Source organism: Thiocystis violascens DSM 198 (assembly GCF_000227745.2).
GTDB lineage: Bacteria > Pseudomonadota > Gammaproteobacteria > Chromatiales > Chromatiaceae > Chromatium > Chromatium violascens.
Genome location: NC_018012.1, coordinates 4199415 through 4225498 on the forward strand (window position 1 = coordinate 4199415; position 26084 = coordinate 4225498).

Annotated in this window: 28 protein-coding genes; 9 read left to right on the top strand and 19 right to left on the bottom strand. The window is 63.9% G+C overall.

The genetic code is table 11. The features are described from left to right. Positions 1-38 precede the first annotated feature (38 nt). Positions 39-557 carry a hypothetical protein gene (locus tag THIVI_RS24900; protein ID WP_157174508.1) on the bottom strand — a complete coding sequence of 173 codons (519 nt, stop codon included), beginning with the start codon at positions 555-557 and terminating at the stop codon, positions 39-41. Positions 558-580: 23 nt separating this feature from the next. Between THIVI_RS24900 and THIVI_RS18660 the strand changes: the two genes are divergently transcribed. Together THIVI_RS18660 and THIVI_RS26100 are read left to right on the top strand one after the other, a co-directional pair. Further along, the gene (locus tag THIVI_RS18660) at positions 581-1279 is read left to right on the top strand and encodes an NRDE family protein (protein WP_014780088.1); all 699 of its coding nucleotides are present in this window, start codon (positions 581-583) and stop codon (positions 1277-1279) included. A gap of 297 nt (positions 1280-1576) precedes the next feature. Further along, entirely contained in the window at positions 1577-1699 is a 123-nt protein-coding gene (locus tag THIVI_RS26100; protein WP_281054899.1) for a hypothetical protein, read from the top strand. Positions 1700-2464: 765 nt separating this feature from the next. Here THIVI_RS26100 and THIVI_RS18665 read toward each other — a convergent pair. Then, complete coding sequence (locus tag THIVI_RS18665; protein WP_014780089.1) at positions 2465-3988, bottom strand: ATP-binding protein; 1524 nt, start codon at positions 3986-3988, stop codon at positions 2465-2467. Then, a complete protein-coding gene (locus THIVI_RS18670; RefSeq protein ID WP_014780090.1) occupies positions 3981-4712 on the bottom strand; it encodes a response regulator in 732 nt (243 codons plus the stop codon). The genes THIVI_RS18665 and THIVI_RS18670 overlap by 8 nt, the downstream gene beginning before the upstream one ends. A gap of 227 nt (positions 4713-4939) precedes the next feature. On the opposite strand from THIVI_RS18670, the gene THIVI_RS18675 reads away from it, so the two are divergent. From THIVI_RS18675 to ubiD, 5 genes are all read left to right on the top strand, one after another. Then, on the top strand, positions 4940-5431 hold the full coding sequence (locus THIVI_RS18675) for a DUF4405 domain-containing protein (protein WP_014780091.1): 492 nt from the start codon (positions 4940-4942) through the stop codon (positions 5429-5431). 683 nt (positions 5432-6114) lie between these two features. Then, positions 6115-6672, top strand: a complete 558-nt coding sequence (locus tag THIVI_RS18680; protein WP_014780092.1) for a CNP1-like family protein — start codon at positions 6115-6117, stop codon at positions 6670-6672. Positions 6673-6770: 98 nt separating this feature from the next. After that, entirely contained in the window at positions 6771-8804 is a 2034-nt protein-coding gene (gene prlC, locus THIVI_RS18685; protein ID WP_014780093.1) for an oligopeptidase A, read from the top strand. A 173-nt stretch (positions 8805-8977) separates the two neighbouring features. Continuing rightward, the gene (locus THIVI_RS18690) at positions 8978-9742 is read left to right on the top strand and encodes a class I SAM-dependent methyltransferase (protein ID WP_014780094.1); all 765 of its coding nucleotides are present in this window, start codon (positions 8978-8980) and stop codon (positions 9740-9742) included. Positions 9743-9911: 169 nt separating this feature from the next. After that, positions 9912-11390, top strand: coding sequence for a 4-hydroxy-3-polyprenylbenzoate decarboxylase (gene ubiD, locus THIVI_RS18695; RefSeq protein ID WP_014780095.1), 1479 nt, complete (start codon positions 9912-9914; stop codon positions 11388-11390). Positions 11391-11403: 13 nt separating this feature from the next. On the opposite strand, the gene THIVI_RS18700 is transcribed toward ubiD, so the two are convergent. From THIVI_RS18700 to THIVI_RS18715, 4 genes are all read right to left on the bottom strand, one after another. Next, positions 11404-11682, bottom strand: a complete 279-nt coding sequence (locus THIVI_RS18700; RefSeq protein WP_014780096.1) for an RNA recognition motif domain-containing protein — start codon at positions 11680-11682, stop codon at positions 11404-11406. Positions 11683-12065: 383 nt separating this feature from the next. After that, the gene (locus THIVI_RS18705; protein ID WP_014780097.1) at positions 12066-12302 is read right to left on the bottom strand and encodes a glycine zipper family protein; all 237 of its coding nucleotides are present in this window, start codon (positions 12300-12302) and stop codon (positions 12066-12068) included. 71 nt (positions 12303-12373) lie between these two features. Beyond that, a complete protein-coding gene (locus THIVI_RS18710; protein WP_014780098.1) occupies positions 12374-12772 on the bottom strand; it encodes a Rap1a/Tai family immunity protein in 399 nt (132 codons plus the stop codon). 55 nt (positions 12773-12827) lie between these two features. After that, on the bottom strand, positions 12828-13697 hold the full coding sequence (locus tag THIVI_RS18715; RefSeq protein WP_014780099.1) for an SDR family oxidoreductase: 870 nt from the start codon (positions 13695-13697) through the stop codon (positions 12828-12830). A 165-nt stretch (positions 13698-13862) separates the two neighbouring features. On the opposite strand from THIVI_RS18715, the gene THIVI_RS18720 reads away from it, so the two are divergent. Then, positions 13863-14876 (top strand): CDP-6-deoxy-delta-3,4-glucoseen reductase, encoded by a 1014-nt coding sequence (locus tag THIVI_RS18720; protein ID WP_014780100.1) that lies wholly within the window; start codon positions 13863-13865, stop codon positions 14874-14876. Here THIVI_RS18720 and THIVI_RS18725 read toward each other — a convergent pair. From THIVI_RS18725 to THIVI_RS26105, 10 genes are all read right to left on the bottom strand, one after another. Beyond that, complete coding sequence (locus THIVI_RS18725) at positions 14849-15481, bottom strand: hypothetical protein (protein ID WP_014780101.1); 633 nt, start codon at positions 15479-15481, stop codon at positions 14849-14851. The two genes, THIVI_RS18720 and THIVI_RS18725, sit on opposite strands and share 28 nt — an antisense overlap. 65 nt (positions 15482-15546) lie before the next feature. Further along, complete coding sequence (locus tag THIVI_RS18730) at positions 15547-16656, bottom strand: IS5 family transposase (protein ID WP_041447215.1); 1110 nt, start codon at positions 16654-16656, stop codon at positions 15547-15549. Between the two features lie 320 nt (positions 16657-16976). Further along, positions 16977-17981, bottom strand: coding sequence for a hypothetical protein (locus THIVI_RS18735; protein WP_014780102.1), 1005 nt, complete (start codon positions 17979-17981; stop codon positions 16977-16979). After that, positions 17965-18603 (bottom strand): hypothetical protein, encoded by a 639-nt coding sequence (locus THIVI_RS18740; RefSeq protein ID WP_014780103.1) that lies wholly within the window; start codon positions 18601-18603, stop codon positions 17965-17967. Before THIVI_RS18740 ends, THIVI_RS18735 begins: the two co-directional genes overlap by 17 nt. Continuing rightward, positions 18593-19081 (bottom strand): hypothetical protein, encoded by a 489-nt coding sequence (locus THIVI_RS18745; protein WP_014780104.1) that lies wholly within the window; start codon positions 19079-19081, stop codon positions 18593-18595. Before THIVI_RS18745 ends, THIVI_RS18740 begins: the two co-directional genes overlap by 11 nt. Further along, entirely contained in the window at positions 19081-19851 is a 771-nt protein-coding gene (locus THIVI_RS18750; RefSeq protein ID WP_014780105.1) for a MotA/TolQ/ExbB proton channel family protein, read from the bottom strand. The genes THIVI_RS18745 and THIVI_RS18750 overlap by 1 nt, the downstream gene beginning before the upstream one ends. Continuing rightward, entirely contained in the window at positions 19841-20197 is a 357-nt protein-coding gene (locus THIVI_RS18755; protein WP_041447096.1) for a hypothetical protein, read from the bottom strand. Before THIVI_RS18755 ends, THIVI_RS18750 begins: the two co-directional genes overlap by 11 nt. A gap of 347 nt (positions 20198-20544) precedes the next feature. After that, positions 20545-21162 carry a hypothetical protein gene (locus THIVI_RS18760; protein WP_014780107.1) on the bottom strand — a complete coding sequence of 206 codons (618 nt, stop codon included), beginning with the start codon at positions 21160-21162 and terminating at the stop codon, positions 20545-20547. A gap of 248 nt (positions 21163-21410) precedes the next feature. Beyond that, complete coding sequence (locus THIVI_RS18765; RefSeq protein ID WP_014780108.1) at positions 21411-22142, bottom strand: hypothetical protein; 732 nt, start codon at positions 22140-22142, stop codon at positions 21411-21413. A 55-nt stretch (positions 22143-22197) separates the two neighbouring features. After that, a complete protein-coding gene (locus THIVI_RS26105; protein ID WP_014780109.1) occupies positions 22198-23472 on the bottom strand; it encodes a TerD family protein in 1275 nt (424 codons plus the stop codon). Positions 23473-23714: 242 nt separating this feature from the next. On the opposite strand from THIVI_RS26105, the gene THIVI_RS18775 reads away from it, so the two are divergent. Further along, positions 23715-24332, top strand: a complete 618-nt coding sequence (locus tag THIVI_RS18775) for a hypothetical protein (RefSeq protein WP_014780110.1) — start codon at positions 23715-23717, stop codon at positions 24330-24332. Here the strand turns inward: THIVI_RS18775 and THIVI_RS18780 are convergent. Both THIVI_RS18780 and hemC read right to left on the bottom strand, forming a co-directional pair. Continuing rightward, positions 24320-25090, bottom strand: a complete 771-nt coding sequence (locus THIVI_RS18780) for a uroporphyrinogen-III synthase (protein WP_014780111.1) — start codon at positions 25088-25090, stop codon at positions 24320-24322. The genes THIVI_RS18775 and THIVI_RS18780 overlap by 13 nt on opposite strands. Further along, positions 25087-26010 (bottom strand): hydroxymethylbilane synthase, encoded by a 924-nt coding sequence (gene hemC / locus THIVI_RS18785; protein WP_014780112.1) that lies wholly within the window; start codon positions 26008-26010, stop codon positions 25087-25089. Before hemC ends, THIVI_RS18780 begins: the two co-directional genes overlap by 4 nt. Positions 26011-26084 lie beyond the last annotated feature (74 nt).

A 26084-nucleotide genomic window follows, 5' to 3' on the forward strand; every position in this document is an offset into this window, starting at 1 on the left:
TTGGCTGAATGGGAGATTTTGTTTTTTAGAACGCGAATTTATATCATATTCTCCACAATCCTGAACACGCCGCCGGTCTCGGTTGTGTCGGTGCACAAACAGCGAGCATTGTGGACAAGAACGACTCCACCGCCGAATTCGACGAGCGCAAGCGTCAGCGGATCCGTCTCGCCCGGCTTGAGGCGGACATGGCCTATTTTCAGGCCCGCATCGAGCTGATCGGGGAAGCCAACACGAATAACCGGGTGGCGCAGCGCAAGGCGTTCAATTTTTTGCACAAAACGGTCGCTAGCAAGATCCTGAAGCTCAAGCGCCGTTATAGCGATCTGGGTTAGGAAACTGTCCATTGCCCAGTCCCCGACGCCTATTCCTGTCCAGCACTGTTTCAGTTTCCAGTTGTCTGTTGTCAGGGAATTAGGCGATTTTTGGAAAATTTCCGTTCGTCCCATTCGACAGTGCCTGTCCTGAGCGAAGCCGAAGGGGTCATGACAGGCTTCGACACGGCTCTCCTGAGCGCAGTCGAAGGGCTCGGGACGAACGGAAATCGGTAAAGTCATTCCCGGAAATCACCTTATTACCCATGCCGATCATGATTCTACGCCGCCCCGGTCATCCCTGGCCGGTTCTGTTGGCCGCTCGCCGCGACGCAATGGCTGCGCGCGTCTCGCTGCCGCCTGCCCGCCACTGGCCTGATCGTCCCGAGGCGATCGCGACTCTCGATCCGCAAACCGAAGGAAGCTGGCTTGGTCTGAACGATCACGGCGTGGTGGCCGCGCTGCTGGAACGCGCGGAGATGCCGGATGGCGAATCGGGCCAGCGCAGCCGCGGCGAGCTGGTGCTGGAGGCGCTGGACCATGCCGAGGCCAGCGAGGCGGCCGGCGCGCTCGCCGATCTGCATCCTGACGCCTATCGGCCGTTCAATCTGCTTGTGGCCGATCCCCGCGCGGCCTATTGGATCCGTCATGGCGATGACGGCCGGATGCGCGTCCAGCCGATTCCGCCCGGCGTGCATCTGCTGGCCGAGACCGAATTGGACGATCCCGCTCATCCATGGATCGCAGCCTATCTTTCCCGGTTCAAGGCGGCGGCGGTGCCGGACCCGGAGCGGGGCGATTGGTCGGGCTGGCGGGATGCGCTCGCGAATCTCGATGGCGTGCGCTCAAGCGCATTGATCGCGCTCCCCGCCTTTCCCGGATTCAACAGCCAGCCCATCTGGCTCCAGGCCGAGGGCGGTTCGGAGCGGGATGTGTTGCGGGAGATTTGGCGCGCGCCGTTGTAAAACAGGTTCGGACGCCGCCCAATCGGCAATGCTCGGTTTGAACGTCACTGTATAGACTTCGCACCTGATATCCAGACATGGCCTTGGCGTAGGGGCGGGTTTGAAATCCGCCCCCGTGTCCTGTTATCACGTTCGATAGCTAGCTATCGCCGATGCCAGGGATCGCGACGGGTTTCCTTCGACGATGATCGTCGGACCGTCGCGCATCCGAAAGATTGGCAGCCATACCGCCGCCGTGATTGGCTCAACGCCAAGGCCGATGAACGCCAGGATGAGCGTATTGCCGATATTTGTGACGTGTATCAACTGGTGGTCCAGCAGTCGACGGCCAGCATTGAGGAATCCTCGCGCGCGGCCGAGGAACTGTCCGGTCACTCCCAGGAACTGGCGAGCAGGGTGGGGCGGTTCCGTCTCTCGTGACCGGACCGGAGACGTGCGAATTGCCCGTCGCGGCGGTGGCGCTGACGTTGCCGGTTCGCACGGCGGCGACGCCGACCGCTACCTTGCCGTAGGTGCGGTCGTCCTCGGGCACCGGAGTGAGCACCGGCAACAGCGGCGCCGTTACCTGGGTAGTGGTCAGGGTCCGGCCGGAGCCGAGGACGTCGTGCTCGGCCGTGACGTTGAGAAACGGGCTGTAGAGGCCGGTCGAGAGCAATACCGGCACCCGCACCTGCAGGCCGGCGCTGCCCGTCAGAGCGTCGAGCGAAAAGTCCTGGCGCCCGTAGGCGAGCAGCGTGTCGGCGAACCAGTTGACATCGGTGAACGAGCCATAGCCGGCGATCTGGTAAGCCGCGGATGCGGTTGTGGGCGTTCTGGACGTCGAGATTGATCGCGGGCTCGGAGTAACCGAAAACGGCTCCGAGCCGCACCCGTGGATCGAGCCGAACCTCGAGCCCAAGGGTACCGCCGACCGCGTGCCAGTCGGCGCCGGCCGCATGTATCCGCGTAGCTGTCGCCGAAGGCCGTCAGGTTGGCGAAATGCGCCTGAGCCGGGAAGACGCTGGCGACCAGCGCGGCGGCCGCCGCGACCGTTTTTTGTGGCCTCTTTGGGTAATCAGGTTCCCTCGGTTTTCGTCTTCCAGGGGGATGTGCTCAACGCTGGGTGCCGGGTTCGTTCCCGGAAAAAAACGATCCGCCTCAATGCGCGGACAATATCCGTGACGATGACGCGCTCCTTGGCGATGGCTATTTTTCCTGTTCAGGCAGTCGAATCGAGACCCGCAGGCCACCCTCCGGCCGGTTGGTCAGTCGCAACATGCCGCCGTGAGCGTGCACGATGGTTCGGGCCACGGCCAGTCCAAGTCCCGTGCCGCCGGTCTCGCGGCTGCGCGAGGCTTCGAGACGGAAAAAGGGCTCGAAGACCTTCTCGATCTGCGCGTCGGGGATACCGGGGCCGGCGTCGTCGATCTGGATGACGCGGCTGCCAGGCTCCTCGCGCACGGTCACTCGCACGCGACCGCCATACTTGACCGCGTTGTCGATCAGATTGGAGATGGCGCGTTTCAGCGAGACGGGCCGGCAACGGGCGACGAGCCGTTCCGGACCTTCATAGGCGACTTCGCCGCCGAGATCCACGTGATCATCGACCAGGGTCTGTACCAGGGCCGCGAGATCGGTCGAACGGGCGGCCTCGTCCGCGGCCTCGTCGCGCGCAAAGCCGAGCGTGGCGGATAGGATAGCCTCCATCTCCTCCAGCGTCGCGAGCGTCTTCTCGCGCATGTCGGTGTCGTCGATGTACTCGGCGCGTAGCCGTAGGATCGTGATCGGGGTGCGCAGGTCGTGCGAGACGGCGGCCAGGAGGCGCGAGCGATCCTGGATGTGCTTGTGCAGACGCTCCTGCATCTGATTGATGGCGCGGATGGTCTCGCGAACCTCGCGCGGGCCGTGCTCGCGCAGGCGCGGCGGATCTTCTCCATGTCCGAAGCGATGGGCCGCCTCGGCCAGATCGGCCATGGAGCGCGCCGTCTTGCGGGCGATGAAGAGCCCGGTGCCGATCGCCGCGACCAACAGTAGTCCCAGGAGTTGCAGGGTCTTGCCGGCCCAGGGCGGCGGCTGGTCGATGCGGGTCGTGCGGAAGTTGACCCAGTCGCCGTCACGCAGGCGTGCGCAGATGACGATGGCCTTGACGTCGTGCGTGCGGATGTTCTCGCGAAGCTGGCGAGGGTCCATCGATGGCGAGGGTTGCGTCTCCTCACGATCTTGAAGGCGCCCATCGATGCCCGCTGTCGGGCGGTTGTCTTGATGTGATGGATGGACGTCCGGGGGCGGCTCGGGCCGCTTCGCTTCCGTGTCTCCGCGACGTTCGTCGATCTCCACGCGGACGCGCAGGGACTCGCGATCCTCGATTCCGAGGGCGCTGCGCAGCTTGTGGTGGATGACATGCTCGACGGCATGACGCCAGGGCCAGTTGAGCCCGAGACTGGGGGCCGCGGTGACGTCGATCTGGTCCCCGGTACGCGAGAAGCGCTCGATGACGCGGGCGCGCTCGTCCGTGCTGGCATCCTGCAAAAGCCAGACGAGCGTGGTGACATCATCGATCAAATAGGCCAGGTTACGCTCCTCGAAGCGGTCCTTGCGCTCGTCCTGAAGGATGAGCCCGCCACCCAGGATCAGCACCAGGGACATGCCGATCAGAAGCGCCAGAATCCGGCCGGCCAAGGTATCGAGGTGCGCTGGAAGCAGGCGGCGGCGACACGGCGGTCTAGCCATCGCACCGCTCGACCTTAGGCGCGAAGAGATAGCCGTCGCCGCGGACCGTCTTGATGATCTGCGGGTCGCGCGATTGGTCGCCGAGCTTGCGTCTCAGGCGACTGACCAGGGTGTCGATGGCGCGGTCGAAGGCCCTGGCGTCGCGACCTCGGGCGAGGTCGAGCAGTTGATCGCGGCTCAGTACGCGACCGGGCCGGGTCACGAACGCCATCAGCAAGGCGATCTCGGCCGTGCTGAGCGGAACCAGGGTCTGGTCCGGGTCGATCAGCTCGCGGGCGTCCGGCAGCAGGGTCCAGCCAAGAAAACAGAGGCGCTCGGCGGTCTCGTCCAAGCGACGGTCCTGGCTGGTTCCCGTGCGGCGCATCACCGCCTTGAGACGGGCCAGCAGCTCGCGGGGGTTGAAGGGCTTCGCAAGATAGTCGTCCGCGCCCATTTCCAGGCCGACGATGCGGTCCGTCTCTTCGCCCATGGCGGTGAGCATGATGACCGGCAAGGTGGCATTGGGTCCGGCGCGCAGGTTGCGACAGAGCGTGAGGCCGTCCTCGCCCGGCATCATGAGATCGAGGACGACCAGATCGATGGCGGCATCCGCCAGGATCCGCCGCATCTCGCCGCCGTTCGCGGCCGTCGTCACGCGATAGCCGTGATCCCCGAGATAGCGCTGCAAGAGCTGCCGGATCTCGGCGTGGTCATCGACGACAAGGATGTGCGACTGTTTTTCCATGCGCTGAAGTGTAGAGCGTTGCGTTGAACGACGACGCGGATTTTCGTGACAAAGCTTGTCCGCTCCGCCCGTTGTCGCACAACGTCACAAAACCCGCCCTCTCTCGGCAAGTTCCGGACACATGGGGGCCGTGAAATAGCGCCCATGGAACGCGGTACGCCTCGCACTGAGTCATCGGCGCTCCGTCCCTGCCCTTGTCGCAAAATCAAATGAAAGAGGTGCTTCCAATGCTCAGTCTGAATACCCGTCAGTGGTCCACCCCCGCCGTCATCGCCGCCGGCGTCTTCATGTCCGTCTCCGGCGTGCTGATGTTCTTCGGCATGCACGACCCGGTGACACTGGCCCACGAATGGATCGGCCTGGCCTTCGTCGTCTTCGTCGTCTTCCACATCTCCACCCACTGGCGCGGGTTCGCGGGCTACTTCTCGCGGCGCGCGGCACTTGGGATCATCGCGGTCGTGGGGCTGGCCACGGCTTCGCTCATCGGTCTGTCGGCCAGCCACGAGGGCGGCGGCGACATGAAGCATCGGATGTTTCAGACTTTCGAGCGCGCCCCATTGACCGAGATCGCCCCCTTGCTGGACGAGAGTGCCGACAGTCTGTCCGCCAAGCTCCAGGCCGGCGGCTTCAAGGTCGCCAGCACGGCCCAGTCGATCGAGGAGATCGCCTCGCGTAACGGCACCCGCCCGCCGGAGTTGATGCACGCACTGTTCGAATAAGGCATCGAGAATGGTCGGGGGAAGAAGGTCTATGTGCAGGCCGATTCGCCCTATCGTATGCAGCCGTTCGACCTGGCACTCTGGGAGGCGCGCAACGGCGACGACGAAATGGTGTCCTTCTCGACCATCCTCTCCTCGTGAACTCACTGGCCTTCGTGGCGTCCATGAGTGCCGTTGGCGGCGCCAGGGCGCAGATACACCTGCGAGACGTGCTCGCGGTCACGCTGACCCCTGTCTATCCCTGTTTCGCGAAGTGGCAGAGGCGCGGAAGGAAGCCGACCGAAAACCGCAGGAAACTGACCGGAAATCAAGTAAACCAATTGGGGAATCAATAAACTGGTCGACCCATTGGGCGGTCAATGGGGTCTGTTCGTCACCGAGTCGATGCTGGCTGGTGATCTTCGACCGCCGCGCCGGACAACCGCCGAGCGAGGCACGCGCCAGCAGTCGCGAGATGCTCAGTTCGGCGAGACGCTGCATTCAGGCGGTGCGGGCGTGACTAAACGTTATCCTACGGAGAGAATGCTCATCGACGCGTTCGCGATTGGATCGGCACGCGACCGGCCACACCCGAAGCGAGGGCGGGACGCCCTCGCTCCCAAGGAGGATTAAACGTTTTAATGACAACTGACAGCTGACAACATTAGGATCGACAAACCGAATCTCTGTCTCCGATCATCGCCATGAAACGAACCACTGCCGCACCGATCTGTCTGCTGCTGATCTTTGCCACCCCGACCTGGGCGGGCGAGAACAACTTTGTCCTGGATCCGGAACCGCCCAGCCCTACCTATCTGGAATCGGGCAAGGCCTGGCGGGAAACGATGACACCGTTGCCGCCTTGGCCCCAGGATGCGGATCTGATCGAGTTCGAGCCGGACGGGCCGTCGGCTGGCTTCCGCTATTTCATCGACGGCAAACACCTTGGCGTGGGCGCCGATCAGGTGGTGCGCTACACCCTGGTCGTCGAAAGTCGGAACGGGGGACGCAATCTCTCCTATGAAGGGATTCGCTGCACGCCCAATGGGCAATACAAGGTTTTCGCCTATGGCTCGGGCGGGCAATTCACTCCTTTGGAGGGTGCCGACTGGCAACCCATCGCCGAACGTTATCGCCACGAACTCTGGGGCTTTCATTTCTGCGTGCCGCGCGGATTCCAGCCACGACTCAAGAAGGACATGATCCGCTCGCTGACCGGCCACACCGCGTCGCGAGAACTTTCCGGTTTCCAGGCCGACTGACCGCGCGTGCTCCCCAGTTGAAGATCGACCAATGACCCCGCACTCTTTCGATTGGCGCCGAGCCCCGATTCAATCCACCGACCACCGATGATGAGCCCATGTCAAACCCACTGATCGACCAACCCGGCCTGCCGGCCTTTTCCCAGATTCGCCCCGAGCACGTCGAGCCTGCCATCGATGCGCGGCTAGCGGCCTGCCGGGATCGGATCGAGCATTTGACCCGCGAGGTCGCGGTGCCGACCTGGGAGAATTTCGTCGAACCGCTGGATGAAGCGGACGACCTCCTGAACCGCGCCTGGTCACCGGTCGGCCATCTCAACGGCGTCCTCAACAGCGACGAACTGCGCGCGGCCTATAACGCCTGTCTGCCCAAGCTCAGCGACTATGGCACCGAGGTCGGCCAGAACGAGGATCTGTTCAAAGCCTATCAGGCGGTCGCGGCGCAGGAGCATCTGAACCCGGCCCAACGCAAGCTGCTGGAGAACGCGCTGCGCGACTTCCATCTTTCCGGCGTCGACCTGCCCGCGGACAAAAAGGCGCGCTACAAGGCCATCAGTCAGGAGATGTCGCAGCTCACCAGCAAATTTTCCGAGAACGTGCTCGATGCCACCAACGCCTGGAGCAAGCTGATCGAGGATCCGGCGCTGCTCTCCGGTCTGCCCGAATCGGCCTTGGGTCTCGCCCGCCAGAACGCCCAGCAGCAGAATAAGGATGGATGGCTGTTCACGCTCGACATGCCGTATTACATCCCGGTCATGACCTACGCGGACGATCGCGATCTGCGCTTCGAGATGTACCAAGCCTTCAGCACCCGCGCCTCGGACCAGGGACCGCACGCCGGTCAGTGGGACAATAGCGAGAACCTGGAACGCATCCTGGCGCTGCGTCACGAGGTCGCTCAACTGCTCGGTTTCGCGAATTACGCCGAACGCTCGCTGGCGACCAAGATGGCGCGCTCGCCCGAGGACGTGCTCGCCTTCCTCAACGATCTGGCCGAGCGTTCGGTGGAGCAGGCGCGCCGCGAACTGGCCGAACTGGAGTCGTTCGCCCGCGAACAGCATGGCGTCGCGGGACTGGAACCCTGGGATGTCGGTTATTACGCGGAGAAACTGCGCGTCCACCGCTACCAGATCAGTCAGGAGGAACTGCGTCCCTACTTCCCGGTCTCGCGGGTGTTGACCGGGTTATTTGGTGTCATCGAGCGCCTGTTCGGGGTAAACGTTCAGGAGGTCGAGGGCTTCGAGACCTATCACCCCGACGTGCGCTTTTTCGAGATCCGCGACGGCGCGTCCGGCGCGCTACGCGGTCAGTTCTATCTCGACCCCTTTGCCCGTCAGAACAAACGCGGCGGCGCCTGGATGGATGTCTGCACCAACCGCATGCACAGCACCTGCTGCGATCAGATTCCCGTGGCCTATCTGGTCTGCAACTTCACGCCGCCGGTCGGGGACCAGCCCTCGCTGCTGACTCATCAGGAGGTCACGACGCTCTTCCATGAGTTCGGCCATGGGCTGCATCATCTGCTGACCAAGGTCGATTATCCGGGCGTCGCCGGGATCAATGGGGTTCCCTGGGACGCGGTGGAACTGCCGAGTCAGTTCCTGGAAAACTGGTGCTGGGAGCGCGAATCGCTCGCTCTGTTCGCGGCCCATTGGGAGACCGGCGAGCCGCTCCCGGAGGATCTCTACGGACGCATGATCGCCGCGAAGAATTTCCAGTCGGCCATGCAGATGGTGCGTCAACTGGAGTTCGCGCTGTTCGACTTCCGCGTCCATCTGGAATACGACCCCGCCCAGGGCGGACGCATCGCCGAGATCATCGAGCAGGTGCGCGACCAGGTCGCGGTCATTCGCCCGCCCGCTTTCAATCGCTTCGCCCACGGCTTCTCGCACATCTTCGCGGGCGGTTACGCGGCCGGCTATTACAGCTATAAATGGGCCGAGGTGCTGTCGGCGGACGCCTTCTCGCTGTTCGAGGAAAAGGGCGTGTTCGATCCCGAGACCGGGCGTTCCTTCCGCGAGAACATCCTGGAGAAAGGCGGTTCGGAGGATGCCATGGTGCTCTATATCAACTTTCGCGGGCGCGAGCCGAATACCGATGCGTTGTTGCGGCATTCGGGCATCGCGGCTTGAGTGGCCGTATCGCATTCTGAGCCATCAGCCGCCAGATGATGGCTAATCGCGGCTGAGGCCGCTCCTACGCTTGAGTATAGAGCCGATCCGTAGATGGGCGAAGCGCAGCCTATCAGTCATCAGGTGAAGCTCGACCCTATCGAATAGAGCGCTACCCTCAGTCGAGTCAGGCCATGCCACAGTTTCAGGATCACTTTGCTCCAGTCGCCGCTACCTATGCCAGCGCCCGCCCTAGTTATCCGCCGCTCCTGTTCGCGTGGCTCGCCAAAACCTGTTCCGCGCGTGACCTGGTCTGGGACTGCGCCACAGGCAATGGTCAGGCCGCCGTCGCCCTAGGGGACTGGTTTACGCGCGTCATCGCCACCGATGCCAGCAGCGAGCAGCTCGTCCACGCTCAACCGCATGACCGTGTCATCTATCGCCGGACTTCTGCCGAGGACAGCGGATTGCGTGATGCGTCCGTGGATCTGATCACGGTTGCCCAAGCTTTGCATTGGTTCGACCTCCCGCGCTTTCATCGCGAAGTGCGGCGCGTCCTCAAGCCCAATGGACTGTTCGCCGCATGGAGTTACGGCAGACTCCGAATCGACGATCCGGCGGTGGATCGGTTCTTTCAGTCATTCTACAGCGAGACCCTGAGCGCTTATTGGCCGGCTGAACGCCATCACGTTGAAACGGGTTACCGCGATCTGGCGTTTCCGCTCCGACTGCAGCCTGTTCCGACCTTCACCATGACGGACGGCTGGACGTGCGGGCAGGTGTTCGGCTATGTGCGTAGCTGGTCCGCGACCGCCAAATTGTGTGAAGCGCGCGGCGAGGTCGCCATGGATTCGTTCATCGCGCGTTTGCTCCAAATTTGGGGCGACCCAGAGCGAACATGTGTGGTTACCTGGCCGCTCACGATCCTGGTCGGCCATCCGCTCGATGATTCAATTTGATTGCCGCCGCGCTGGCGTCTAACGAATCGAGCGTGGCAGGATACGGCGAGAAACAAACCACATCAAATCACCTTTGAATACAATGCCGTCTTTGAGAAGACACGGAATGAGCAGTTCAATCACAGGCTGATCGTTTTCTAAAATTACCTGAAAAGAGCCACGCACCAAGATGCAATACCGCGATCTGCGCGACTTCATCGACCAACTCGAACAACGCGGCGAACTCCAGCGCGTCCGAATCGAGGTCGATCCCTATCTGGAAATCACCGAAATCTGCGACCGCACGCTGCGCGCGGGCGGCCCGGCACTGCTGTTCGAGCGACCGAAGGGGTCAAAAATCCCGCTGCTCGGCAATCTTTTCGGCACGCCCAAGCGGGTTGCGCTCGGCATGGGCGAGGAATCGGTGGAGGCGCTGCGCGAGGTCGGTAAACTGCTGGCCTTTCTGAAAGAACCCGACCCGCCCAAGGGCATGAAAGAAGCCTGGCGGACCCTACCGATCTTCAAGAAGGTGCTGGACATGGCCCCCAAGATCAGGCGCAATCCAGCCTGTCAGGAGGTCAATTTCACCGGAAACGCGGTCGATCTGGACCGCCTGCCCATCCAGCATTGCTGGCCGGGCGACGTGGGGCGGCTGATCACCTGGGGTCTGGTCGTCACCCGTGGCCCGGAGAAGCCGCGTCAGAATCTCGGGATCTACCGGATGCAGGTGATCGGGCGCAACCGGGTCATCATGCGCTGGCTCTCGCATCGCGGCGGTGCGCTCGACTACCGCGACTGGCAGCGCGCCCATCCCGGCCAGCCCTTCCCTGTGGCGGTCGCGCTGGGCGCCGATCCGGCGACCATCCTCGGGGCGGTCACGCCAATCCCGGATACGCTGTCGGAATATGCCTTCGCGGGTCTGCTGCGCGGCAGTCGCACCGAACTGGCCAATTGTCAGGAATCGGATCTCCAGGTTCCGGCCAGCGCCGAAATCGTGCTGGAGGGTCATATCCATCCCGACGATCTGGCACCCGAGGGTCCGTTCGGCGACCATACCGGCTATTACAACGAGGTCGATCAGTTTCCGGTCTTCACCATCGCGCGCATCACCCAGCGCCAGAACCCCATCTATCACAGCACCTATACCGGACGCCCGCCAGACGAGCCGGCGATTCTCGGCGTCGCACTGAACGAAGTCTTCGTCCCTATCCTGCAAAAGCAGTTTCCTGAGATCGCGGATTTCTATCTGCCGCCAGAAGGCTGCTCCTACCGGCTGGCGGTGGTCAGCATCCGCAAGCAATATCCGGGACACGCCAAGCGGGTGATGATGGGCGTCTGGTCCTTTCTGCGTCAGTTCATGTACACCAAATTTGTCATCGTGGTGGACGACGACATCTGCACGCGCGACTGGAAGGACGTGATCTGGGCCATGACCACGCGCATGGATCCGGCGCGCGACACGGTGACGGTGGAGAACACCCCGATCGACTATCTGGATTTCGCCTCGCCGGTCTCGGGGCTGGGCTCGAAGATCGGCTTCGACGCGACGAACAAATGGCCGGGCGAGACGACCCGCGAATGGGGTCAGCCGATTCGCATGGACGATGCCGTGCGGGAGCGGGTCGATCGGATCTGGGATGCGCTAGGCATCCCGTTGAATCGCGGTTAAGACCAACCGAACCTCAATAGCGCCCGCCGCCTCCGCCCCGCGGACGTTCGGCGCGCGGGCGCGCCTCGTTAACGGTCAGCTTGCGGCCTTTCATGTCGGTTTCATTCAGCGCCTTAATCGCGGCGGCGGCTTCGGCATTGTTGGGCATCTCCACGAAACCGAAGCCCTTGGATTGACCGGAAAACTTATCCTTGATCACCTCCGCGGCCGCCAACTCGCCATACTCTCCGAAAATGTCCCGCAAATCATCGTCGGCTACGCTATAGGGTAAATTACCTACGTAAATCCTCATCGCTGTTTCTCGTGCTCGCGTGCGTTGATCGGACGAATACTGCCGGGGGGCCAACACACAAGCCGACTCGACAGCGAACGACTGGACCCCGAGACGGGCTCGCGGCAGGGTAGATTGCGTTCGCGCTGACCGCCGTCAGGCACAGGATAAAAACGAAACCCGTAACAATGGAACTGACGACAGTCTTCGACAATCCAGAAACGATGGCAATCGCCGCGTTTGACACTGATGGAAAGCTAGTGGATCAAATGCAGTGCGTCAACGGACTCGGAAAAAAACCTTGCTCCGGATGCGAATTTCGGTGTTCCGAATTCCAATCGGCGATGTAGACAGATGGCGAAGGCAGGCAACTCTTGGGGAACCAAGAGTTGCCTGCGGATAAGTCAGTCGAAGCTGCCGCGCTGGTGCTCATCGAAAAGCACCCCGCCCAAGGCGCCCACACCGGCGCCGATGAGCGCGCCGGAGCCGGCGTTGCCGCTGAATGAACCGATAATGGCGCCCGAGGCGGCGCCAATGCCCACGCCGCTCGCGGTGCGCGAACGCGAGGTGCTGCCGCAGCCGACAATCGTCAGGGCGAAGGCCGCGACGAACAGTGGAATGGCGATGGTCTTGCTGGTCATGACTTGTTTCTCTCTACCTTAAAAGTGACTCGATTTCGGGTGAAGCGGTCCCAGGGTCGCGACGATGGCGCTTATTTGCAGGGATGCTTCTCGGCCAAGGCCCGGACCAGTCCGACCACCGGCATCTCCTGCATGCGCTGGGCGTTGGCGGCATTCTTGCGCGCCCAGTCAAGGAAGAGCGTGCGCGCGCCCTCAATGGTCGCGCCCTTGGGGTAACAAATCAGCCGTTTCATCGACTTGCGATCCGAAATCGCATCGTGATACTGCACCGTCGCCTCGATGAAGGCACGGCAGGCATAGACGGCGGGCAGGGAAGACTCCTCTTTCGGATCCACCGAACAAACCTGATAGAGGTCTTCGGTCGTCTCGTAATTGAAGTTGGATTCCTGCAAGGCGCTTGCGGGCAGCGCATAGACGGCGGCCGCGAAAAACGCGGTCAGTGACATCGCGGGAAGGCGGAGAACGCTCATGGTGATTGGTTCCTTTTGTGTTTAGACCGTCAAGGGTTATGCAAACAGACTCATCTTAAAACACCCCTCGCAGACCGTCCGCAAGGGTGGGATAACGAAACGCGACACCCAGTTCCTCGCGCAGTTTGCGATTGGAGAGACGCCGCGATTCGGCCAGATAGGACAGCATCCCGGCCGAGAGCCGTTCGGATGCCTCGGCCAAGGAAAGACAGGGCGGACGCGGTAGGCCCGCGGCATCGGCCACCGCGAGAAAATAGTCGGTCATGGTGCTTGGCGCGCCGTCGCAGGCATTATAGACAGCGCCATCGGCGCCCTTTTCCATCGCCGCGAGACACACGCTCACCAGATCCTCGACATGAATCCGGTTGGTGTAGGGCGCTTCCTCGACCCGCACCAGTGGCGCGCCTTGGCGGATGCGCTCCAGGGGCAGGCGATCCGGTCCATAGATGCCGGCCACCCGCAGGATGACCAATTCGCCGCCGCTGGCCTGGCTCCAGGCACGCAATGCCTGCTCGGCATCCCAGCGTCGGCGCGAACGATCCGCCGTCGGTTGGGCGGGACGGGTCTCGTCGACCCAGCCGCCCTGACAGTCGCCGTAAACGCCGGTGGTGCTGATATAGACGATGCGTCGCGGCTGGCCGGCCTGCTCGAACGACGCGATCAAGCGACGGGTTCGCGGATCCTCCACGCCCTGCTCCGGCGGCGGGGCCAGATGGAAGAGTTCAGCGCCCGCCATGGCAAGCCCGAGTTCGCTCAGGTCATCCTTGAACAGGTCATAACGCCGAGCGGGAACGCCAGCCGCGACAAGTCTTGCCAGACCCGCCTCGCTGCGCGTCAATCCAATGGCGCTTGCGCCCCGGTCCAGGGATTGTCGAGCCAGCCGCGTACCCACATATCCACAACCGACGATGATTGTTTGTGCCATAGAGTCAATCCGCCATCAAAATCCATCAGGCAAACCAGTAGGGAAGCGTCCCGACCGAACCGCGTTTTACGCCACCAACGCGCCCCCCGCGCAACCGGTTTGCCGAACAACCACCGATTCGATTGGGTATATCGGGGGTCTTCCACCAGAATTACAAGAGACGCGATGAGATTCAAAATTCAGATCGAGTCAGACGACCGAACCTTCGAAGCCGATCCGGGCGAAACGCTGTTGTCCGCCGCGCTGCGCCAGGGGGTCGGTCTGCCCTATGGCTGTCGCAACGGCCAATGCGGATCCTGCGCGGCCCAGCTTCTGGCCGGCTCGATCCGGTATCCCAGCGGTCAGACCGAGGGGCTGGAAGGCAAACCGGCGGGCACCTGTCTTACCTGCCAGGCGGTGGCCGAGTCGGATTTGCGCCTGGCGGTCACTCGGATCCGGACCGCCGCCATGATCGAGGTCCGCACCCTGCCCTGTCGCGTGGACCGCCTGGAGCGTCTCAATCACGATGTCACGCGGCTGTTTCTGAAACTCCCCGAGCAGCAGCGATTGCCCTTCATGGCCGGCCAGTATCTGGAGTTCGTCCTGAGCGACGGGCGCCTACGCGCCTTTTCCATCGCCAACGCGCCGCACGACGACGCATTCATCGAACTCCATGTGCGCCAGGTGCCGGGCGGCGAGTTCACCGACTTCGTCTTCGATGGCCTGCGCGAGAAGGCCATCCTGCGCATTCAGGGACCGCTCGGGAGCTTCGTGCTGCGCGAGGAATCCGCGCGGCCCATGCTCCTGATCGGCGGCGGCACCGGTTTCGCACCGCTGAAGGGGATGATCGAGCATGCGCTCCATGTCGGCATCCAGCGTTCGATCCGGCTCTACTGGGGCGTGCGCTCGCGGCGCGATCTCTATCTGGCCGAACTGCCCGCGACCTGGAGCCAGCGGCACCCCGATTTCCGCTTTACCCCGGTACTGTCCGAGCCGGACCCGGACTGGAGCGGGCGCACCGGCTTCGTGCATGAGGCGGTGCTCGCCGATCATCCCGATCTGGATCGCTTCGATGTCTATCTGAGCGGCCCGCCGGTCATGGTCGAGGCCGGACGCGCCGCCTTCGCGGCGCGCGGACTCGGCATGGACCAGATGTTCTCCGACGCCTTTACCTATGCGGCGGACGGCAAGCGCCCATAACGCCAGACCAGCGCGGCGATCGCCAAGGCGCCGCCCAGCGCCCAGACGCCCTCTCCGACGTCGAACGCGATCCCGATGGGCAATGGCTCCGCCGCCTGCGTCATCGTCAGCAGACCCGCGTACCAGGCCGGATAATCCCAGGGGAACGGCTCGGGTCTGGCCAGCAGGCAGAGCACGCCACCGGCCAGAGAGAGGATGACGACAATGGCGAACACGAGCGCCGTCGCGCCGGGGCCGGACCAGGATTCGGCGTCGAAGAGCGCCAGTGCCAAATGACTGATGTCCAGCGCCGTGCCCAGCGCGGCGGCGGCCACCAATCCGGAAAAGAGCGTCACGACGAACGTGTCGGCGTCGAGACGCCGTTGCAGAACCGGCAATAGCACCAGCATCCAGACGCTTAGGAAGGCGGTTTCGGGGCCAGCCAGCGGCCAATCGCGTCCACTCAAGACAGTCCACGCCACATCCCGCCAGAAGGGCGAGAGTCCCAGCGCAATCGAGACCGCTGCCAGCGCCAGCCGGGCGCCCCAGCGACGGGTCAATTCCGGGCGCCAGGCCGCCAGACCGAAGAGCGTCAACCACAGCAGAAGCGCGATGAGGGTCGTCATGACGCCAGACTTTTCTCGTGACACCGCGCCATTTTCTCGTGACACCTCAGAGGGTGTAGACAAAATCAAACCGTTGTGGTCAACCGCCGCAGCAGGATGCGCGCCTCCGCCAGCCAAACCCAGGTTTCGGAGACCGCTGGCAGACGGTCATGATGCATGATCAATCGACGGGCACGCTCATTCCACGCATGGGTGCGCTCGACAACCCAGCGCTTCGGCAGCGGAACGAAGCCGTCGGCGTTGGCGATCACCACTCGGTCAGGCGCCCCGTCCACGTGCCAGGAGCCAACGCTTTTGTTGGCTGGATGGCGCACGACTTCCACGCGGATCGCGTGGGTCTGCTCGGTGGTTTGGGCAAATTGACCGGCGTAGGCGCTATCGACAAACAGCGTGTTGATCTGGGGGTACTTGGCGGCCGCGTCAGCGACGGCGCCCGAGGCGGCATCGCGGTCCTGAAGATTGGCCGCGACCACGCTCACCGCCAACACGAACCCCAAGGTATCGACCACCAGGCTGCGCTTGCGCCCCTTGACCTGCTTGCCCGCATCAAAGCCGCTCGGTCCACCCTGCGGCGAGCCGCGGGTCGATTGCGCATCCAGCACCGCCGCCGTCGGCGCGATCTCACGCCCCTCGCGTTCGCGCCATTGCCCCCGCAGTCGATCATGCATCTGCTCAAACTTCCCAGCCGCACTCCAACGGCGAAACGTCTTGTAGACATTCTGCCAAGGCGCGAAATCGTGCGGCAGCATCCGCCACGCGCACCCCGTGCGCACCACGTAGCAACACGCCTCCAGGATGCTCCGGCGCGACACGCGGGGCGGTTGACCCCGCCCGCCCGGCATCTCAAAGAGAGCGGCGACCAAGTCCCACTCCGCATCGGTCAGACAACTTGGGTAGCTTTGGTCGGGGTCGTGGCGACGATGCGCATCCGTATACCCATACCGACGCGGCGTTGCGCGCGCTTGCGCCTCGAGACCACTCTCGCCCCGGAGGCGCGTGACGCCCGCCTCCCGCAAGGACTTGCGAATCGTGGCTTCATGAGCCTCGATTCCCGTCCGTGCCGCGAGTTCCCGGGCAATCTCTGACAGCGTGGAGGTCGGGCGATCCGTGACAATTTGACGCAATACCGCTTGCTCCGCCTCGTGAATCTTGGGGGGACGACCAGCTTTCGACATCAGCGCACACCAGCTCAGTTGTAGACTGGTATACAAATAGCAGCTCAATTATTTTTGTCTACACCCTCTCAGCGCGGTGTCACGCATCCCTCGGCGCTCCGCGCCGCGAGAGATAAGGCGAATTCCGGGAATGATTTGACCAAGCGTTGCCCCCCGTAGGAGCCCGCTTGCGGGCGACGGGTGGGGCACGCGGAAGACATCCTGGCGGGTCACGTCGCCCGCAAGCGGGCTCCTACGTGTAAGATTTTTCACGGAAACCGCCTAAGTTTCACGCGGAGACGCGGAGCACGCGGAGAGTCGGAATCCGCATTCCAGAATTCTCATGGGCGCTCTCCCAACCATTCCCGCGCCTTCTCCAGGATCAGCGACTCGCACACGGTGGGCAACTGGCCGCGCTGACCCTCGGCGCTCGTCAGCGCCGCACGCGCGCGCTCCGGATCGCCGGACCAGCGATACCCCAACCCGGCGAGCAGGGCGAAGGCGACATTCGCCGGCGCGCCCTGGACCGCGAAGCGATCGGCGATGTCGCGGAACTGGGTCCGATCCTGCGCCAGGGCGGGCAGCGCGCCGAGGTCCAGGATCAACTGGCGGGTACGGTCCAGACAGTCGGCGACACCCTGACGGGGTCGGGCAAGCTGGCGTCCCAGCACCCGCATGCGCATCTGACGCGCATCCCAGAAGCCGGGATCGGCGGCGATGGCCCGCGTCAGCGCCGACTCGGCCGTCTCCAGCGAGCCTGACTCCCAGGCGATCGCACCCAGCACGAAATGCGCGTCGGACCGGATCCGCTCGGGCACGTCCGCAACCACCAGCGCCGCCCGAGCCGCCTCGCGCGCTGGCTCCAGGTCGCGCAGACGCAGTTGTACGCGGGCCATCTCCAGCCATGCGCGAAAGCGCGTCCGGGCATCGGCGGCGGTCGTCAGGGGTTGCAGCAGGGCAAGCTTGTGCCGCGGATCGCCGCTCAGGGCGGCCATCTGGAATGCCCGACGCGCCGACTTGTCCACCCGGCCCCACAGATTGCGATAGCGCATGAACGCCGTATCCCCGGCCGCGCGCAGCGAGCTGTCTCGCGCGTCGGGTTGCAGAGCGGCCTCGCCCCGCGCGTCGAGATCCGACCAGAGCGCCTGCCATTGAACCAGCGCCGCCGCTTCCCGACCATCGCCCGCGCCGCCGGTCCGCGGCTCCGACAGGCGGACGGTCAACCCCCAGAGAACGACCGGCAGGAGCGCCGCCAGCAGCAGCGCCGTGACCGCGAACAGCGGTCGCCGGGGGTCGCGCGACACCGGGATGGGCGCATCGGGAAACGGTTTACCAATAGATGGCATGATCGGTGAATTGCGCCGGATGTCGACCCAGCAACAGCGGCTCGTCGGGCCGTTGGGCGAACCACCGAAAGCGCAGACCCGCCGCCTGCAGCCGCTCGTAGAGCGGAACGAAGGTCTCCATGCCGGCGGGATGGACGATGAAGACCGGCGCCGTGCGCGTCGTGGCGAAGGCCGCCCTCAGGTCGGCGAGGAGGCGATCCGTCGCGATCTCCGACCAGGGCGGCTCCTGGGTCAGGATCGCCTGGGCGTCGAGCCAGAAACGGATCTGGAAGGTATCCAGGTCGCGGGTCACCAGCGGCTCGGGCAGCCACTCGTAGCGACCCTGCGCGGTGGTTCCGGAATTGGCATCTGGCGCCGCCGACAGGGCCGCGACCACGGCCTCCTGATCCCAGCGCGCCACCCGTCCGGCAAGCACAAAGTAAAAGCGGGAAAAGGGCGGAAAAAGATCGCGCTGGGGCTCCACGAAACGCTCGGCGGAGGTTGGACGCGCGGCGGGATGGCTGGAGGTTTGAGTGTCGCGCCGCGCCGCGACCAGCGAAAAGAGCGTCACGATCAGGATGATCGCCAGGAGATTGGTGGCGATGTCCAGAAAGGCGCCCTGGGCCGGGTTTTCACTGTCCATGCGCGGTGATCTCCTCCCGCCAGTCGGCCAGCAGCCGCGCGAGCGCGTCGGGCGAGGACGACAGCGGTCGAAACGCCAGTCGGAACACCCCGCGCGGTTCGCCCCGATCCTGCAGCAGGCTGGTGAAACGGGCGAAATCGTCCGCGAACTGGCGACGAGTCGCGAAACAGGCGTCGGTCAGCGCAAAGACCAGATTGCGCACGCCCGCGCGCGACTCGGCCAGCGTCTCGAACAGGGCCGGAAACTGCGCTTCGCGATAGCGAATCGGCTCGGCGGTCGAGCCGGCGTAGAGCGTCACGTCACCCTCGGCGACACAGATCACCAGATCGTCGATCGCCAGCGCGCGTCCGGCATCCGGCTCGACGGCCTCCTGCAGGGCGAAGATGACGATCAGGATCCCGATGAAGGCAAACACCAGATCGAGAAACGGCAGCAGATTCAGTTCCATGATCGGCGTGTCGAGTGGACGGCGGCGCATCAGTCGGCGGTGTCGCAAAACAACCGGTCGAGCAGGATCCGGTAATAGACCATATCCAGCTTCTGCGCCCGTGCGCGCAGGATCAGGAGCGACAGCATGGTCGGAATCACCAGCACCAGACCGATGAAGGTGGTGTCGAAGGCGAACGCGAGCCCACCCAGCACGCCGCCGAGACCGCTGCCATCCGCGCTCGGATCGACCGAGTCTTCCAGCCCGCCGATGGCCTGGGTGATGCCGATCACGGTGCCGATGAATCCCAGCAGCGGGAGCACCCAGATCGCAAAGCCGATGGGCGCGAAATTGTGCTGATGCTGTTGGCTGCGTAACAGCAGGAGATCGTCGCGCAGATGCAGCAGATCCTCCCGCCGCCGCGTCTTGCCGGACCCGTCTTGCAGCGCGGCGGGGAGATCGTCGTCTTGGGGGCCGCGCCCGGAGAGATAGAGGATCCAATCCCGGAGACGCGAGTTCCGCCGCGCGGCCCGCGGATCAAAGCGCTGGCGTAAACGATGACGCTCGCCTTGCAGTCCCAGATACTGAAGCGCGGCATAGAGCAGGGTCAGGATGAAGATCGCGATCATAAACTGACAGTAGCCCGTGCCGAGATAGCGGTTCAGACCCAGCGGCAGGCTGGCCGGATCCTGAAAGTGAAGGAAGGTCAGGGATAGCGCCAGGGTGAGGAGGGCGGCCACCGTCAGCGGCAGCACGATCTGGCGCTCCGAGAACAGACCGTCAAGGCGATCGGGCTTCGGCGAGAGCGGGTTATCGCTCACCGGCGGGGGTCTCCGGTTGAGGGTCCAGGCGATCGATCTGGCGCTGGAGATCGGCGCGCGTCGCCTTCAGCTCGCCGAGACGGCGGCTGGTCTCGCTGTAGAGCCGTTCGTAACGGCGACGCTCGTCCAGGGTCGGTGCCGCATCGGCCTGATCGAGCGCACGCTGGGCCACGCCGGCGAGGTTGGTTTCCAGTTGATCCAGCGTGGTCAGGAGTTGCCGCACCGACTGCAAGGAGTCCGCGACAACGCCCTGTTCGGTCGTCGGCGCGCCCGTTGGAGCGTGAAACGTCGGCGGCTCGGCAGCGCCAATGGTGGACACGAAGGACGCCGCTAGCATCAGCGCCATGAGCGTATCAGCAGTTCTCAGTATGAATCGATGGCGTGAAAAGCCCCGATGAATGATGTCTTCGGTGAAGGATTTCCCGTTTGTCCCGAGTCCTGAGCTTGACGAAGGGTCGAAGCCTGTCATGACCCCTTCGGCTTCGCTCAGGACAGGCACTGTCGAATGGGACGGGCGGGAAATCAGGAGCCTCGGCGCGTGAAGCCGTTCATGGTTCGAGAACCTCACCACGAACGGCTTTAGGGACACCACGAACGGCTTCAGGGATATCATGAGTAGCTTCAGAGACACCACTGCGCATCCAGTCACGTTCAAACTGAGAATTGCGGGGCGCGCATGCCCGGCGGCGTGGTTCATTGCGAGATCGGCGTCTGCTGCGCCTCGTTCGCCGTCTTGACGATGGCCTGCATGTTGGCATTGAGGTTGGTCAGATTGGCGCCGACTTTTTTCAGACCCTCGATCGCCTTATCGGCTTGCCCCAGTTCGTAATAGGCCAGCACGATGTCGCGGTCGGACTCGATGGAGCGCATCAACGCGACCGAATTGGCCCGTTCGGTACTGATCTGGTTGCGCAACTCGCGGCCGGTATCGAGCTTCGCCTGCCAGGACTGAGCGACCGGCAAAAACGCCGGATTCGCCTCGGACTTCTTCAACGTCTCCTGACGGCGCTGCTCCCAGAGCGCCAGTAAGGCATCGAGTTCCTGCCAGATCTCGCTCTCCTCGGCCATGCTCTCGTTCACCTTCGTTACCGAGGCCAGCATCTCGTCGAGCACCTCCCCGCCCTTTTCGATCGAGTCGCGGCTGGCTTGGATATCGGCCTCCAGATCGCCCAAGTTCGCCTGGAGCTGCTGGGCGACCTCGTTGACCTTCTGAAACAGATTGGCCATATCGGGCTGCGCGGCCGGTTGGGCAAAGGCGACTCCAACCATCAGCGAGAAGAATCCAGCGAGCAGAAGCGTGGGTTTTTTCATGGTGTCCTCTGAGTGATTAATTATTTGATTTTTATCATTTAAGGTGGCTTTCGGGAAAGCTTCTACCGATTTTCCGTTCACCCTTCGACAAACTCAGGGCGAACGGAAAATCGCGCTCCGAGGTCGACATTGCAGCCGTTCGTGGTGAGGCTGTTCGTGGTGAAGCCGTTCGTGGTGAGCTTGTCGAACCATGAACGGCTTCACCACGAACGGCTGCGATCCAGGTATGCGCTTTTCTAAAAAACGCCTTAATTGGAAATCGGCACCGAATTTTGCAGGCTTTTCTCAGTCTTCTCCTCAACAATGGTCATGGCGGTGGTGATGTCGTTCAGCCCCTCGACCACGGAGCGCGCGGCGTCAATAGCCTCCAGTACCTTGCCGATCTTCATCTCCTGCAAGATGACGCGATGCTGCCGCATGATGGTCGAGAGCTTTTCCTGGGCGAGGGTCCGGCTCTGATTGAGCCGCTCGTCGACGATGTCGTATTCCTGGATCGCCCGTTCGAGCTGGGCGATGCTCTGCTCGCGGTTGGGATAATCCGGCGGCTGGCGCTCGTACCAGCTTTTCAGCACGATGGTTCCCTCCTTGGCCCGATTGAGCGCATCGGCGAAATCGCTGTTGAGATCGAGTTTGTTCAGGACGCCATAGACCTCGTCGCGCAGGTTGAAAAAGAGGTTGTCGACCTGGACCTCTTTCTCGTCCTCGGAGGTCAGCCGGGCGACTTCGTCGAGCTTTTCCATCGCCGTCTGGATGCGCGCGCCGAGCTGGGCGTTCGAGGTGCGGATGTTGGACATCTCGCTTTCCAGGATAACGGTCGGATTGGTCCGGTTGGGGTTGCGGGAACTGTAATTGCTGTCCTGCGCCCAGCCGGGGGTGGCGGTCAGCATCGCGCCGAGGATCAGGACCGCCGCGCCGACGCCGGCGCGCCAGTCGGCGATCACGAAAAAGCGGCACGTCGTCTGGCGTTCGGTCTCGGGCATCGGACAGTCTCGACAAAGATGATGGGCGCGCGGGCCACGGCGCGGGCTCGAATCCTTAGGGGCAGGCATCGAGGTTTTCCTTGAAGCCGTCGATCAGACGGCCGGTCTTGTTGCTCAGATAGGCCAGATCGCGCGAGATGTTGGTCAAATCCGATTCCAGATTGCGCGCGCGGTCGGCCTCGTGCACCAGTCGCTGAATGACGATCGGTCGGGTTTCCTCGTTCAGCGCGGACTCAATTTTTTTGATCATCAGTCCCGCGCAACCGTTCAACTGGGTCGCCTCGCCGATCCATTGAGACACGGGCAGCTTTTCCAACTGGTCGATTTCCTGTCGGCTATCCTCCAGGAACGACGCCGGACACTGGGCGTCGGCCTTGCCGAGCGCGAGCCGCAGACTGGCCAGGCGCTGGTTGCCGCGATCGACCCGTTGCAGGATCTTGACATAGCTTTCGCCGAGCGCGTGATAACGCTCGAAGACCTCCGCGTCGGTCCAGGCGCAGGTGGCGGGCTGATAGACCGCCGGCAGGCGCGCCACGAAATCACGGGAGTCCTTGAACAGTTGGCTGGGATCGTCCAGCAGCTCGGGGTAAAAAAACCACAGGGCGCCCGCGCCGCCGCCGAGCAGGATGATCAGCGCAGCCAGAGTCTTGAAGGGAAAGCCACGCGAACGCCGGACGCGGCTGGAATCGGAGGGCGGCGCGGGAGACGGCGAAGCAGGCTCGACGGAACCGCGTTCGGGCGCCGGTTCTGGTGTTGGCGCTGGCGCTGGGATAGCCGGCGGCGGTCGCGACTCGGGCGGCGGCGGCGATGCGCCGGGCGGTTCATGACTGACCTCCACGCCGAAATGTTCGGCTAGCGGCTGAAGCCCGCCGCGAAAGCCCTGACCGATGGCGCGGAATTTCCAGCCGGTGGCGTGGCGGTAGATCTCGGCGAAGATGAGCGCCTGTTCGTCGGCGGCCTCGGTGAGGGTGAAACCGACCGCCTCGCCGGTTTGCGGCGTCGCCGTGAGGGTCGCGCCGATCAACTCGCGAAACGACCCGGACTCCAGCGTGGCGGCGAACACGCATTTTTCGATGCTGGCCGGGAGCCGGTCCAAGTGCAGGATGCAGTTGGTCTGGCCGACCGTGAACGCGGAAAGCTGGATGACGCCATCGGGCGCCTGGGGCTGGTTATAAAAGAGGAACCAGGCGTCGCCGGGGACGCGACCCTCGCCCGTGATCGCCAGACAAACGGCGTCCAAAACGCCACGGCCCGCCGGCCAACGGAGTTCGACGCGCACGGTTCCCGCGCTCGTCAACGGTACGTTCGCGCCCTTGGGCAGGATTTTCATGTCGGCAATCCTGACGGCAAGACATCCATGGCGTTTCCTCGCTAGAGTCGGCCTGCATTGTGGCGCGCCAAACGTTAGCCCATGCGACCGGACAGCGCAACCGAACGACCGGCGACGACGCGCCGTTTTGCGCGCCAGTCCCGCGCCGATTGTCTGTTCGAGTTCTTGCCGCTTCGCCCACGGACAGGCAAACTCGCACCCCCCAGCCCGCTTGCCGATCAGGATTTCAGAGGAACGCCCCAATGCGTCCAGCATGCAGCGCCGTCGCCCTTGGCCTCTTGACCCTGCTGCTGACGGCCTGTTCGACCGGCGGCGTCAACTCGATCTGGACCGAACCCGGCGGCGCACCGTCCCACTATCGCGAGTTGGCGGTCATCGGCATCGCCAATAAAGCCAGCGTGCAACGCGCCTATGAGGACAATTTCATTGGGGCGCTCAAGGCCATCGGCGTCAATGCCAGCTCCGGCCAGGCCGTGGCGTCGGCGGCGGCAACGGAGCGCAAGCGCGACAAGGCCATTCGGAAGGCGCTGGAACGCTCCGGCGCCGACGGGATCCTCGTCACGCATCTGATCGCCGAGCCCGACCGGGACGCCGAGCCGCCCACGCGGGCGACCGCGATTCCCGAGGCGTACCGGCGCCTCGGCCTCTATTACAATCAGGTCTACCGCGATGTCATGACGCCCGGCTACTACGCCGACTATCGCAAACTGCGGCTGGAGACCAACCTCTACGATGCAAAACGCGAAACGCTGGTCTGGTCCGGCCGCTCCCAGCCGTTGGATCCCGATTCGGAACGGACCATCGGCCAGATCATCGCCGATGTCGTTGCGCAACTGAGGCTGGATGGCTATTTACCGTGAGCGCCAGCCAACTCGCAAAGCGCCTGGACGATGGCCGCGTCCTCCGCGCGTTCGGCCACCCTGACGGCCCGGAAGCCGACCCCGCGTGCCGTCTGTTCGGTGCGCTCGGCGATGACGACCAGGGGCGTGGCGAGCAGTCGCTCGCGACCCGCCGGCCCGAGCATCTCGACGAGATTCAGCAGCACCTCGTCGCTGGTTGCCATGACCAGATGGACGTCCTCCGACCAGCGTGCCAGCAGGGGCGCGGGATCCGCCGCCGGACGCACCCGCCGATAGACCTCGGCGAACCGGACCTCCGCGCCGCGCGCGGTCAGCGTCTCCGCGAACAGCGCGCGTCCACCCTCGCCGCGCACGATCAGCACCCGGCGACCGCGCATGTCGGCCAATTCCGGCATGGCGAGCAGCGCCTCGCTCTCGTAGCGATCGCTCGGCACCAGATCCGGCGCGCGACCGGCCGCGGCCAGCACCCTGGCCGTGCCTCGACCAACCGCCGCGACCCAGTTCACCCGCGACCAACGGCCATCCGGAACCAGTGCCAGCGCCTGCTCCACCGCGTTGGGGCTGACGAAATACAGCAGATCCCAGGCATCGGCCAACAGTGCCGCCGCGCCAGCATCCGCCGTCGGCTCGATGGCGATGGTCGGAAAGCGGATAGCATGCCCGCCGGCCGCATCGATCAACCGACAGAGATCGTCCGCCTGAGCCGCCGGGCGCGTCACCAGCACGCCGCGACCGGCGAGATCGCCGTGGCCGTTCATTCCTGGAGCGCGCTCAGAATCGCGCCGGCGCCCTGCGCGAGCAAGTCATCGGCGACCTGGGTGCCGATGTGGTCGAACTCGGCGCGCGGTCCCGCGAATTCGGCCCGCAGGACCAGTTTTCCATCCGGGCTGCCGACCAGCCCGCGCAACAGCAGACGCTCGCCATCGAGGGTGGCGTGACCGGCGATCGGCACCTGGCAGCCGCCGTGCAGACGCGCGTTCATCGCCCGTTCGGCCAGCACCCGGTCGGCGGTGTCGGGATGATGCAGCGGCGCGATCAAGTCATTGATACGCGGATCGTTCTGACGGCACTCGATGCCGATCGCGCCCTGACCGATCGCCGGCAGACTGAAGGCGGGCTCGATCCGTGCACGGATGCGCGACTCGAAACCGAGGCGCATCAGCCCGGCGGCGGCCAGGATGATGGCGTCGTACTCGCCCGCATCGAGCTTGGCGAGACGGGTGTTGACGTTCCCGCGTAGCGGTTCGATGCGCAGATCGGGCCGGCGGTCGGCGAGCTGGCACTGACGGCGCAGACTGGAGGTGCCGACACAGGCGCCCTGGGGCAGCGCGTCCAGATCCGGATAGACGTTCGAGACGAAGGCGTCGCGCGGATCCTCGCGTTCCATGACCACCGCCAGATGCAGCCCCTCGGGGAACTCCACCGGGACATCCTTCAGCGAGTGCACCGCGATATCGGCCGTGCCCTCAAGCATCCCCTGTTCCAGTTCCTTGACGAACAGCCCCTTGCCGCCGACCTTCGCTAGCGGCGCGTCGAGAATCCGGTCGCCCTTGGTGCTCATGCCAATGATCTCGATGGCGAGGTCGGGATAGAGCCCCTTCAGCAGGGCGGCGACGTGCTCAGCCTGCCACAGGGCCAGGGGAGACTTACGGGTGGCGATACGAATGCTGTTCGACATGTTGGATCCTGGGGAACAAATCAGAGTGAAAAACGAGTCGCGACGATAGCCAGCCACGCCAATGACCGCAAGCG